The sequence below is a fragment of the Streptomyces sp. NPDC060194 genome, from assembly GCF_042728285.1.
Classification (GTDB): domain Bacteria; phylum Actinomycetota; class Actinomycetes; order Streptomycetales; family Streptomycetaceae; genus Streptomyces.
Genome location: NZ_JBHWZH010000167.1, coordinates 1 through 11,595 on the forward strand (window position 1 = coordinate 1; position 11,595 = coordinate 11,595).

The following is an 11,595-nucleotide window of genomic DNA, read 5'->3' on the forward strand; positions in this document are numbered from 1 at the left end:
TGTGGGGTGGTTTTTTTTTTATCTAGACTGCACATGCACTTGTTGGGCCAACCCCGTCTGCCGGGGGGTGGGGGGCGCGCGGGCTACCCGCCCGTCGCCCCCCGCGCTCTTTGCCGCACTCACGGTTGCGAACGTTCAAACGTGAGGCCGAGCACAATGGCGAACCGCTGCCCGATTAGGTCTTTTATGTTCGGTCTACGCGCGTTACGCTGCGGCGAAACCTGCGCCGTTCGGCGCTTGCACGAAGGAGTACGTCCCCATGCGCCGGGTATCCCGAATCGCGGTCGCAGGCGCTGCCTCCGCAGCCCTCGCCCTGTCCGTCGCCGCCTGTGGCGGCACCTCCTCCGAGTCGGCCAAGTCGACCGGCTCCAAGGGTGAGGAGAAGGGCCTCGCCATCGCCTACGACGTCGGCGGCAAGGGCGACCAGTCGTTCAACGACGCCGCCTACGCCGGCCTGGAGCGCGCCGAGAAGGAGTTCGGCAAGCAGGTCCAGGACGTCGAGCCCAACGACGGCGAGTCCGACGCGGACAAGGCGCAGCGCCTGAGCGAGCTGGCCAAGCAGGGCTACAACCCGGTCATCGGCATCGGCTTCGCCTACGCCAACGCCGTCAAGGACGCCGCCGCGAAGAACCCGAAGACCACCTTCGGCATCGTGGACGACGAGACCGTCAAGGCCGACAACGTCGCCGACCTGGTCTTCTCCGAGCAGGAGGGCTCCTACCTCGCCGGTGTGGCCGCCGCCAAGACCACCAAGTCGAACGTCGTCGGCTTCGTCGGCGGTGTCGAGACCCCGCTGATCAAGAAGTTCCAGGCCGGCTTCGAGCAGGGCGTCGCCGACACCAACTCCAAGGTCAAGGTCCGCTCCACCTTCCTGACCCAGCCGCCGAACTTCGACGGCTTCTCCAAGCCGGACCTGGGCAAGGCCGCCGCCGAGGGCATGATCGACGACAAGGCCGACGTGATCTACCACGCCGCGGGCCTGGCCGGCCAGGGCGCCATCGAGGCCGCCACCGCCGACAAGAAGTGGGCGATCGGCGTCGACTCCGACCAGTACAACCAGAAGGCGCTCGCCGCGCACAAGGACTACATCCTGACCTCGGTCACCAAGGGTGTCGCCGACGCGGTGTACAACCTGGCGAAGTCGGTCGAGGACGGCAAGCCGCTCTCCGGCGTCCAGCGCTTCGACCTGAAGTCGGGCGGTGTGGGCCTGGCCGACTCCAACCCGAAGTTCACCGCCATGAAGGACGTCCAGGACGCGGTCGCCAAGGCCGCCGAGGGCATCAAGAGCGGCGAGATCAAGGTCAAGACCACGCCGTAAGGCAGGTGCGGCCGACGCCGCACCGTCGCGGCACGGGGTACGGGGAGGCATCGGCTCTCCGTACCCCGTTCGCGCGGCGGCCCCGGTCCTGCGTGATCGCGGCATCGCGCAGTACCGTTTCACCGCCGCACCTTCGAACACCCCTGACTCCACCCTCCGTTGCACCCGGGGCGCGACACGTCGACCGACGGCCCCCCTTCTTCCCTTGAGGAGAGTGCGCCATCAACGCGTCCAGCAGCCCCCCGGCCGACGGCACCACCCCGGCCCCCGGCGCCGCCCCGAACGACCGGGCGTCCGCGGTCGAACTGGCCGGCATCACCAAGCGCTTCCCCGGCGTCGTCGCCAACCACGACATCCACCTCACCGTCCGCCGCGGCTCGGTCCACGCGCTCGTCGGTGAGAACGGCGCCGGCAAGTCGACCCTGATGAAGATCCTCTACGGCATGCAGAAGCCGGACGAGGGCACCATCACCGTCGATGGCACGCAGACCACGTTCTCCTCGCCCGCCGACGCGATCGCGCTCGGCATCGGCATGGTCCACCAGCACTTCATGTTGGCGGACAACCTCACCGTCCTGGAGAACATCGTCCTGGGCGCGGAGAAGCTGCACGGCATCGGCGCGGGCGCCCGCCGCAAGGTCAAGGAGATCTCCGACCGCTACGGCCTCGGGGTCCGCCCCGACGCGCTCGTCGAGGACCTCGGCGTCGCCGACCGCCAGCGCGTCGAGATCCTCAAGGTCCTCTACCGCGGCGCGACCACCCTCATCCTCGACGAGCCCACCGCCGTCCTGGTCCCGCAGGAGGTCGACGCCCTCTTCGACAACCTGCGCGAGCTCAAGGCCGAGGGCCTGGCCGTCATCTTCATCTCGCACAAGCTCGGCGAGGTGCTCTCCGTCGCCGACGAGATCACCGTCATCCGGCGCGGCACCACCGTCGGCACGGCCGTCCCGGCCGAGACCACCCCGCGGCAGCTCGCCGAGCTGATGGTCGGCTCCCAGCTGCCGACCCCCGAGACCAGCGAGTCCACGGTCACCGACCGGGCGCTGCTCACCGTCGACAGCCTCAAGCTGCTCGCCGAGGGCGGCCGCCCGCTGCTGGACGACATCTCCTTCACCATCCGCGAGGGCGAGGTGCTCGGCCTCGCGGGCGTCGAGGGCAACGGCCAGACCGAGCTGATCGAGGCCCTCATCGGCCTCAAGCACGCCGACTCCGGCACCATCACCCTCGGGTCCGAGGAGATCACCTCCTGGGCCACCCGCCGGCGCCGCGAGTCCGGCGTCGGGTACATCCCCGAGGACCGCCACCGCCACGGCCTGCTGCTCGAGTCCCCGCTCTGGGAGAACCGCATCCTCGGCCACGTCACCGAGAAGCCCAACACCAAGGGCGCGTTCCTCGACCTCAAGGGCGCGCAGGCCGACACCCGCCGGATCGTCGAGGAGTACGACGTCCGCACCCCCGGCATCGACGTCACCGCCGCCTCGCTCTCCGGCGGCAACCAGCAGAAGCTGATCGTCGGCCGCGAGATGAGCCACAACCCGCGCTTCCTGATCGCCGCCCACCCCACCCGCGGTGTGGACGTCGGCGCGCAGGCGCAGATCTGGGACCAGATCCGCGCCGCCCGCCGCGAGGGCCTCGCGGTGCTGCTGATCTCCGCCGACCTCGACGAGCTGATCGGCCTCTCCGACACCCTGCGGGTCATCTACAACGGCCGCCTCGTCGCGGACGCCGACCCGGCCACCATCACCCCGGAGGAGCTGGGCTCCGCCATGACCGGCGCGGCCTCAGGACACCTCGAACACACCGAGGAGCCCGCCGCGGCCGCCGGTGACACCACCGACCAGGACGCCCCGGAGGACGAGGCCCGATGAAGAAGTTCGACAAGGAGCGGCTGCTCCTGGCCTTCGCCGGACCGGTGATGGCGCTGGTCGCGGCCATGGTCCTGACCTCGGGCGTGCTGCTGGCCTCGGGCAAGAACCCGGTCGAGCCGTACACCCTGATGCTGGAGCAGATCGGCTTCTCCGACATCCAGGTGCTCACGATCAACCAGGCGAGCATGTACTACCTGGCCGCGCTCGCGGTCGCCGTCGGGTTCCGGATGAACCTGTTCAACATCGGCGTCGACGGCCAGTACCGCCTCGCCGCCTTCGTCACCGCCGTGGTCGGCGCGCACATCGCGTTCCCGTCCTTCCTGCAGATCCCCGTGCTGCTCGCGGTCGCCGTCCTCACCGGCGCGGCCTGGGCCGGCATCGCGGGCCTGCTGAAGACCACCCGCGGGGTCAGCGAGGTCGTCGCGACGATCATGCTGAACGCGATCGCGTCCAGCCTGATCGCCTGGCTCGCCCTCACCGACAACTTCGGCGTCGCGCTCGGCAACAACCAGTCGACCGGCGAGATGGCCGAGTCCGGCTGGATCCCCGGCATCGAGCTGGGCGCCGCCGGCGAGATCTACGGCTTCGTCTTCGTCGCCGCCCTGGTCGGCTTCCTGTACTGGGGCGTCATCAACCGGACCCGGTTCGGCTTCGACCTGCGCGCCACCGGCGCCTCGGAGTCCGCGGCCGCGGCCTCCGGCGTCAACGCCAAGCGGATGATCCTCACCGCGATGCTGGTCTCCGGCGGCGTCGCGGGCCTCGCGGGCATGCCGATCCTGCTCGGCGCCTCGCACACCTTCGACCTGACCTTCCCGGCGAGCATCGGCTTCAACGCCATCGGTATCGCGCTGCTCGGCCGCAACCACCCGATCGGCATCGCGTTCGCCGCGTTCCTGTGGGCGTTCCTGGAGAAGGCCTCCCCGGCCCTCGACTACGCCGGCTACGACAAGGAGATCGCGGTCATCATGCAGGGCCTGATCGTCCTGACGACCGTCGTCTCCTACGAGATCGTCCGTGACTGGGGCATGCGCCGCCAGCAGCAGCGCGTCGGCGAGGAGCTGGCCGCGGCCGCCCGTGCCGCCGCCTCCAACCCCGACTCGCAGAAGGACGTGGCGGCCCGATGACGACGGCAACCGACCTCAACGCGCCGACGACACGCCACGTGCCGACCGGCCGCCGCAAGCTCACCCTGCCCGTGGTGCTGCTCCTGATCGCCGGCCTGCTCGCGCTGGTCTCGATCGTCCGCATCATCACCGGCGCCGACGGCATCACCTCCGTCGGCCAGATGTCCACCGCGCTCAAGCTCGCCGTCCCGATCGGCCTCGCCGGTCTCGGCGGCCTGTGGGCCGAGCGCGCCGGCGTCGTCAACATCGGCCTCGAGGGCATGCTCATTCTCGGCACCTGGTTCGGCGCCTGGGCCGGCTACCAGTGGGGCCCGTGGGTCGGCGTCCTGTTCGGCATCCTCGGCGGCGCGATCGGCGGTCTGATCCACGCGATCGTCACCGTCACCTTCAACGTCAACCACATCGTCTCCGGTGTGGCGATCAACATCCTCGCCCTCGGCGTCACCCGCTACCTCTCCGCCTTCGCGTTCGAGGGCACCGAGGGCGGCAACGAGCGCCAGTCGCCGCCGGTGGAGTCGCTCGGGAACTTCTCCGTCCCCGGCCTCAGCGACTTCCTGCGGGACGTGAACCAGCACGGCTGGTTCCTCGTCTCCGACCTCGCCGGCCTGCTCGGCGGCATGGTCACCGGCGTCTCCGCGCTCACCGTCATCGCGGTCGCGCTGGTCCCGGCGTCCTGGTGGATCCTGTGGCGCACCTCGTTCGGCCTGCGCCTGCGCTCCTGCGGCGAGAACCCGATCGCGGCCGAGTCGCTCGGCGTCAACGTCTACCTGTACAAGTACCTCGCCGTGGTCATCTCCGGCGGCTTCGCCGGCCTCGGCGGCGCGTTCCTGTCCATGGTGGCGAACAACTTCTACCTGGAGGGCCAGACCGGCGGCCGCGGCTACATCGGCCTCGCCGCGATGATCTTCGGCAACTGGATGCCCGGCGGCATGGCCCTGGGCGCCGGCCTCTTCGGCTACACCGACTCCCTGCGGGTCCGCGGCGGCAGCGAGAACGTCCACGCGCTGCTCCTGCTCCTCGGCATCCTGCTCGTCATCGCCATGGCCTGGCTGCTGTGGAAGAAGCGCTACGTGCCCGCCGTCGTCACCGCGGCCGTCGCCGCGCTGGTCTTCGCCTGGTACTTCCTGACGAACGAGATCCCCTCGCAGTTCGTCACCGCCACCCCGTACGTCGTCACGCTGCTCGTCCTGGCCCTCTCCGCCCAGCGGTTGCGGATGCCCAAGGCCGACGGCATGCCCTACCGCAGGGGGCAGGGCAAGTGACCGAGGCCGCCGCGTTCGACTGGGCGCCCCTGCGCGCGGCCGCCCGGGACGCCATGTCCCGGGCGTACGCCCCGTACTCGAAGTACCCGGTCGGCGCGGCGGCCCGCGTCGACGACGGCCGCACGGTCACCGGCTGCAACGTCGAGAACGCCTCGTACGGCATCGGGCTGTGCGCCGAGTGCGGGCTGATCTCGCAGCTGCAGCTCACCGGCGGCGGCCGGCTGACCCACTTCACCTGCGTGGACGGGGGCGGCGACGTCCTCGTCCCGTGCGGCCGCTGCCGCCAGCTCCTCTTCGAGTTCGGCGGCGGCGAGCTGCTGGTCGAGACCCCGGCCGGCGTCCTCACCCTGGACGCCATGCTTCCCCAGGCCTTCGGTCCCGGCCATCTCTCCTGAGCCCCGGAGCGGCCCCTTGCGCGGATGCGTGGGGGGCCGTTCTACTGGGCTGTGTCTATGCGCGTAGAAGTCCCGTCCCCTCACGAAGGAGTGTCCATGGACGCCGTCTCCGTCATCCGCACCAAGCGCGACCGGGGGCGTCTGAGCGACGCCCAGATCGACTGGATCGTCGACGCGTACACCCGCGGCGAGGTCGCCGACGAGCAGATGTCGGCGCTCGCCATGGCGATCTTCCTCAACGGCATGGACCGCGCCGAGATCGCCCGCTGGACCGCCGCGATGATCGCCTCCGGCGAGCGCATGGACTTCTCCGCGCTGCCCCGGGTGACCGCCGACAAGCACTCCACCGGCGGCGTCGGCGACAAGATCACCCTCCCGCTCGCCCCGCTGGTCGCCGCCTGCGGCGCGGCCGTCCCGCAGCTCTCCGGGCGCGGCCTCAGCCACACCGGCGGCACCCTCGACAAGCTGGAGTCGATCCCCGGCTGGCGCGCGGACCTCTCCGGCGCTCAGCTGATGCGCACCCTGGAGGACGTCGGCGCCGTCATCTGCGCGGCCGGCCCCGGCCTCGCCCCCGCCGACAAGAAGCTCTACGCGCTGCGGGACGTCACCTCGACCGTCGACTGCATCCCGCTGATCGCCTCCTCGATCATGTCGAAGAAGATCGCCGAGGGCACCGGCTCGCTCGTCCTCGACGTCAAGTTCGGCACCGGCGCGTTCATGCGCGAACTCGACGACGCCCGTGAGCTGGCCCGCACCATGGTCGGCCTCGGCGCCGACCACGGTCTGCGCACCGTCGCCCTGCTCACCGACATGAACACCCCGCTGGGCCTGACCGCCGGCAACGCGCTCGAGGTCCGCGAGTCCGTCGAGGTCCTCGCCGGCGGCGGCCCCGCGGACGTGGTCGAGCTGACGCTGGCCCTCGCCCGCGAGATGCTCGACGCGGCGGGCCTCACCGACGCCGACCCCGCGAAGGCCCTGGCCGACGGCTCCGCCATGGACGTCTGGAACCGCATGATCCGCGCGCAGGGCGGCGACCCCTCCGCCGCGCTCCCGGTCGCCCGCGAGCAGCACGTCGTGACGGCCTCCGCCTCCGGTGTCCTCACCCGCCTCGACGCCCTCGGCGTCGGCGTCGCCGCGTGGCGGCTCGGCGCGGGCCGGGCGCGCAAGGAGGACGCGGTGCAGATGGGCGCGGGCGTCGAGATGCACGCGAAGCCGGGCGACGCGGTCCGCGCGGGCGAGCCCCTGCTCACCCTGCACACGGACACCCCGGAGAAGTTCGCGTACGCGCTGGAGTCCCTGGAGGGGGCGTTCGACGTGTCGCCCGAGGGGACGCCCTTCGAGGCGCCGGCGCTGATCCGGGAGCGGATCGGAAGCTAGCCCGGCCGGCGGACGGGGTCGCCCGGCCGGGGCGGTGTCCGGGGCCGCCGGGCGTGGCCCTGGGGGAGCCGGTGCGTGACCCTGGGGGGAGTCGCTGCGGGGGGCGGGGCGGAGCCGATGCGTGGCCCGGATCGAAGCCGTGCGGATTCGGGCGCGGCCCCGACCGATGAGTTCCGGCGCCGCGGGGCGTCTCAACTGCGTGACCGCCTCCGAGATCCCTCGCATACCCGAACGTCTGTTCGTCCTGCCGGGTCCCCGCCTGACCCGGCAGGACGTCCCGGCGCTCTGTGAACGCCTCGCCTCGCATCTGCGCTCCGCGGGCCACCCGGCGGAGGTGACCTGCGACGCGACCGCGGTGACACACGCCGACCTCGCCGCCGTGGAGGCGATCACCCGCCTCCGCCTGACGGCCGTCCGGGAGGGCGCCCGGGTCACGTTCCGGAACATCGGCCCGGACCTGACCGCGCTCCTGACGCTGACGGGCCTGGGCCCGTAGACCCGGGAACCCGGGACCTCGATCCCGCGGCCGGCCTCAGTCGTCCAGCCGGGCCGGCAGGTCGAACAGCGGGAACCATCGGCTCGTGTCCAGGAACGCGTTCAGCCCGACGATCCGCCCCTCCCGGATCTCGAGCACCTGCAGGGCCCACGGCTCGTGCCCCACCCCGTCCTCCGCCGGCCGGTACTGCCCGAACGCCGGCTGCCCGTTGGCGACGGTGGGCACGAGCCGCGACCCCTTGCAGCCGATCCCCTGGTTGAGATGCCACGCGGCGATGTCCTCGTGGCCCTGCAGCCACAGGTCGAACGGCGGCATAGAGAGCACCGCGTCCTCGTGCAGCAGCGCCGTCAGCGCCGAGATGTCGTACTCCTCGAACGCCGCCACGTACCGGTCGAGCAGCTTGCGCTGGTCCTCGTCCATCGGGTCCGCCGCGTCGGACTCGCGGACCTCCTGCGCGGCGAGCGTCGCCCGCGCCCGCTGCAGCGCGCTGTTCACCGACGCCACGCTCGTGTCGAGCAGCTCCGCCACCTCGCTCGCCTTCCACGCGAGCACCTCCCGCAGGATGAGCACCGCCCGCTGCTTGGCCGGCAGGTGCTGCAGCGCCGCGACGAAGGCGAGCCGAACGGACTCCCGCGCCACCGCCGTCTCGGCCGGGTCGGCGACGGGGTGGAGCACCCGCCCGTCCGGCACCGGCTCCAGCCAGGTGACCTCGGAGCGGACGTTCAGCACGGCCGTGGCCTGGTTCTGCGGTGCCGTGAGGTCCATGGGCCGGGCCCGCCGGTTGCCCGCGTTGAGTGCGTCCAGGCACACGTTGGTGGCGATCCGGTACAGCCAGGACCGCAGGCTGGAGCGCCCCTCGAAGCGGTCGTAGGACCGCCAGGCGCGGACGAACGCGTCCTGCACCGCGTCCTCCGCCTCGAAGGACGAGCCGAGCATCCGGTAGCAGTACCCGGTCAGCTCCGTCCGGTACTTCTCCAGCGCCTCGTCCAGCTCCGGCGCCGTACCCGCGAGGTTGCTCATGACCACTCCTCACCCGCCCCTCCGGCCCGTCCGCCGGCTCGCTTCGAAAGCTATCGGACGGCACTGACAACGGCAGGGGGAAAGGATGAGGGCGCCTACGCCGGACGCATCAGACGGCCGTCCGCGCCTCGACCCGGGCGGCCCGGGTCCCCAGGAGCGTCAGGACCGCGACGCCGGCGACGGCGCCGAGACCGAGCAGCACCGTCCCGTTCCAGCCTCCCGCATGGAAGGCCACCGCGCCCAGCGTGCCGCCGGCGCTGCTGCCCACGTAGTACGCCGTCTGGTAGAGCGCGGACGCCTGCGCGCGACCGTCGGCGGCCGTCCGGCTCACCGACGACGACGCCACCGCGTGCCCGGAGAAGAACCCGGCGGTGACGAGGACCAGGCCGAGCAGCACCGCGACCAGCGCGTCGGACACCGAGAGCAGCAGCCCCGCCGTCGTCGTCCCGACCGCCAGGTACAGCGCGCCCCGCCGCCCGAGCCGCTCGACGAGCCGCCCGGCGGCCGCCGAGGAGAAGGTGCCCACCAGGTAGATCACGAAGACCGACCCGACGAGCCCCTGCGGCAGCCCGAACGGCTCCTCGGTGAGCCGGTAGCCGATCACGGTGTACACCGCGCCGAAGACGACCATGAACAGCGCGCCGATCGCGTACAACCTGCGCAGCAGCGGGTTCCCCAGGTGCCCGCGGACCGTCAGGGCCACCTCCCGGGGCCGCAGCGACGCCGGGCGGAAGTGCCGGGCCCGGGGGAGCAGCACCCGGAACGCCACCGCGCACACCACCGCGAGCACGCCGATCGCGCCCACGGCCGCCCGCCAGCCCCAGGCCTGCGCGACCCAGCCGGAGAGGATCCGGCCGGTCATCCCGCCGACCGAGTTGCCGGCCACGAACAGGCCGATCGCCCCGACCAGCGCCTTCGGACGCACCTCCTCGGCCAGGTAGGCCATCGCGGAGGCCGGGACCCCCGCGATCGCCGCGCCCTGCACGGCCCGCAGCGCCACAAGCCACTCCAGCGACGGCGCGAACGGCACCGCGAGCCCCACGAGCACCGCCACCGCCAGCGACACCGACATCATCCGCACCCGCCCGAACCGCTCGGACAGCGCGCTCAGCGGCAGCACGAACAGCGCCAGGGCGCCCGTCGTCGCGGACACCGTCCAGCTCGCCCTCCCGGCGCTCACCCCGAAGTCCGCGGAGATCGACGGCAGCAGCGCCTGGGTGGAGAACAGCAGCGCGAACGTCGCCATCCCGGAGGCGAACAGCGCCAGGCTCATCCTCCGGTACGGGCCCTCGCCGGGCGCGAGGCGCGCGGGCGGGGCGGGGGCCGTCGAGGCGGGGTCGGGCGGGACGGAGGTGGCCGGTGCGGAGGTGGCCGGGGACGACGAACTGAGGGCGCCCACTGCGGTGGACGCCCCGGTACTGGCGGGAGACATAGGGGGAACGTACGGCCCGGGCCTTCATGCGTCCAATGCACGGAATCGCCATAATCGATCCCATGGCGCATCAACGCAGCTCACAGGCGCGGCTGTCACCGTCCGGTGACACGAAAGCGACTTCGGGCCCGCCCCAGCTCCCCGCCGACGAGGACATCGTCGCGCTGCTCGCCCCTCGGCTGGCCCACTTCGCCGCGGTCGCCCGCACCGAGCACGTCACCCGCGCCGCGCAGGAGCTGCGGGTCCCGCAGTCCACGCTCTCGCGCGCGATGGTCCGCCTGGAGGCCGATCTCGGCGTCGACCTGTTCGCCCGGCACGGCCGCACCGTCTCCCTCACCCCGGCCGGCCGCACCTTCCTGACCGCGGTCGACCGCGCCCTCGCCGAGGTCCAGCGCGCCGCCGACGCCGTCCGCGCGGACGCCGACCCCGCCGCGGGCAAGGTCGCCTTCGGCTTCCTCCACACCCTCGGCCCCGAGACCGTCCCCGGCCTGATCCGCGCCTTCCGCGCCGACCACCCGGCCGTCCGCTTCAGCCTCGTCCAGAACTACGGCGAGGCCATGCTGGAGCGGCTCCGCGCCGGCGAACTCGACCTCTGCCTCACCTCACCGCTCCCCGAGGCCCCCGACCTCGTCGTCCGCCGCCTCGACGAGCAGCGCCTGCGGCTCGTCGTCCCCGACGACCACCCGCTGGCCGGACGCAAGCGCGTCCGCCTCGCCGAGGCCGCCGACGAGTCCTTCGTCACCCTCGAACCCGGCTACGGCCTGCGCCGCATCACCGACGACCTCTGCGCCCGGGCCGGCTTCCGCCCCCGCGTCGCCTTCGAGGGCGAGGAGGCGGAGACCCTCCGCGGCCTCGTCGCCGCCGGTCTCGGCGTCGCCCTCCTCCCACCCCCCGCCGTCCCCCGCCCCGGCGTCACCGAACTCACCGTCACCTCCCCCCGCGCCCTCCGCGAGATCGGCCTCGCCTGGCTCGCCGGCCACCCGGACACCCCCCCGGTCGCCGCCTTCAAGAAGTTCGTCCTCACGAGGAGGGGCCGACTCCTGTCCGAGGAGTCCTGAACGCGGCCGGGGGACGAGGACCCGGACATCCAGCCCGACGGCGGGCAACGGCCCGCGCCATCCAGCTCGGTCGGCGGGCGAAGGCCCGAGCTTTCCAGGCCGGTTGGCGGGCGGAGGCCCGGGCTTTCCAGCTCGGTCGGCGGGCGGAGGCCCGATATGTTCAGCCCGGTCGGCGGGCTGGACCCGCAAACCCAGCCCGGTCGGCGGGCGGAGGCCCGAAAAATCCAGCCCGGCCGGCGTTTGAG

General features: G+C 72.3%; 10 protein-coding genes. 8 read left to right on the plus strand and 2 right to left on the minus strand.

Annotated elements, in window-relative coordinates:
* The first annotated feature begins 259 nt into the window (after positions 1-259).
* The 7 genes from ACFWEG_RS25590 to ACFWEG_RS25620 all read left to right on the plus strand — a co-directional run bounded on the left by ACFWEG_RS25590 (position 260) and on the right by ACFWEG_RS25620 (position 7,840).
* Positions 260-1,318, plus strand: a complete 1,059-nt coding sequence (locus ACFWEG_RS25590) for a BMP family protein (RefSeq protein WP_387219511.1) — start codon at positions 260-262, stop codon at positions 1,316-1,318.
* Between the two features lie 221 nt (positions 1,319-1,539).
* Positions 1,540-3,186 (plus strand): ABC transporter ATP-binding protein, encoded by a 1,647-nt coding sequence (locus tag ACFWEG_RS25595; protein ID WP_387219537.1) that lies wholly within the window; start codon positions 1,540-1,542, stop codon positions 3,184-3,186.
* On the plus strand, positions 3,183-4,310 hold the full coding sequence (locus ACFWEG_RS25600) for an ABC transporter permease (RefSeq protein ID WP_387219514.1): 1,128 nt from the start codon (positions 3,183-3,185) through the stop codon (positions 4,308-4,310). The genes ACFWEG_RS25595 and ACFWEG_RS25600 overlap by 4 nt, the downstream gene beginning before the upstream one ends.
* Positions 4,307-5,572: an ABC transporter permease gene (locus tag ACFWEG_RS25605; protein WP_387219516.1), complete on the plus strand. Its 1,266-nt coding sequence runs from the start codon at positions 4,307-4,309 to the stop codon at positions 5,570-5,572. The genes ACFWEG_RS25600 and ACFWEG_RS25605 overlap by 4 nt, the downstream gene beginning before the upstream one ends.
* Positions 5,569-5,967, plus strand: a complete 399-nt coding sequence (locus ACFWEG_RS25610; protein WP_387219519.1) for a cytidine deaminase — start codon at positions 5,569-5,571, stop codon at positions 5,965-5,967. The genes ACFWEG_RS25605 and ACFWEG_RS25610 overlap by 4 nt, the downstream gene beginning before the upstream one ends.
* A gap of 96 nt (positions 5,968-6,063) precedes the next feature.
* Positions 6,064-7,344, plus strand: coding sequence for a thymidine phosphorylase (locus ACFWEG_RS25615; RefSeq protein ID WP_387219522.1), 1,281 nt, complete (start codon positions 6,064-6,066; stop codon positions 7,342-7,344).
* 199 nt (positions 7,345-7,543) lie between these two features.
* Positions 7,544-7,840 carry an STAS domain-containing protein gene (locus ACFWEG_RS25620; protein ID WP_387219525.1) on the plus strand — a complete coding sequence of 99 codons (297 nt, stop codon included), beginning with the start codon at positions 7,544-7,546 and terminating at the stop codon, positions 7,838-7,840.
* 36 nt (positions 7,841-7,876) lie between these two features.
* On the opposite strand, the gene ACFWEG_RS25625 is transcribed toward ACFWEG_RS25620, so the two are convergent.
* Both ACFWEG_RS25625 and ACFWEG_RS25630 read right to left on the minus strand, forming a co-directional pair.
* Positions 7,877-8,860 (minus strand): sigma-70 family RNA polymerase sigma factor, encoded by a 984-nt coding sequence (locus tag ACFWEG_RS25625; RefSeq protein ID WP_387219528.1) that lies wholly within the window; start codon positions 8,858-8,860, stop codon positions 7,877-7,879.
* A 109-nt stretch (positions 8,861-8,969) separates the two neighbouring features.
* Complete coding sequence (locus tag ACFWEG_RS25630) at positions 8,970-10,292, minus strand: MFS transporter (protein ID WP_387219531.1); 1,323 nt, start codon at positions 10,290-10,292, stop codon at positions 8,970-8,972.
* Between the two features lie 62 nt (positions 10,293-10,354).
* On the opposite strand from ACFWEG_RS25630, the gene ACFWEG_RS25635 reads away from it, so the two are divergent.
* A complete protein-coding gene (locus ACFWEG_RS25635) occupies positions 10,355-11,350 on the plus strand; it encodes a LysR family transcriptional regulator (RefSeq protein ID WP_387219534.1) in 996 nt (331 codons plus the stop codon).
* Positions 11,351-11,595: the final 245 nt, after the last annotated feature.

What these genes read in the sequence shown, in the direction of transcription:
- ACFWEG_RS25590 (WP_387219511.1), top strand. Translation starts at nt 260, where the DNA reads ATGCGCCGGGTATCCCGAATCGCGGTCGCAGGCGCTGCCTCCGCAGCC.
- ACFWEG_RS25600 (WP_387219514.1), top strand. Translation starts at nt 3,183, where the DNA reads ATGAAGAAGTTCGACAAGGAGCGGCTGCTCCTGGCCTTCGCCGGACCG.
- ACFWEG_RS25605 (WP_387219516.1), top strand. Translation starts at nt 4,307, where the DNA reads ATGACGACGGCAACCGACCTCAACGCGCCGACGACACGCCACGTGCCG.
- ACFWEG_RS25615 (WP_387219522.1), top strand. Translation starts at nt 6,064, where the DNA reads ATGGACGCCGTCTCCGTCATCCGCACCAAGCGCGACCGGGGGCGTCTG.
- ACFWEG_RS25625 (WP_387219528.1), bottom strand. Translation starts at nt 8,860, where the DNA reads ATGAGCAACCTCGCGGGTACGGCGCCGGAGCTGGACGAGGCGCTGGAG.
- ACFWEG_RS25630 (WP_387219531.1), bottom strand. Translation starts at nt 10,292, where the DNA reads ATGTCTCCCGCCAGTACCGGGGCGTCCACCGCAGTGGGCGCCCTCAGT.
- ACFWEG_RS25635 (WP_387219534.1), top strand. Translation starts at nt 10,355, where the DNA reads ATGGCGCATCAACGCAGCTCACAGGCGCGGCTGTCACCGTCCGGTGAC.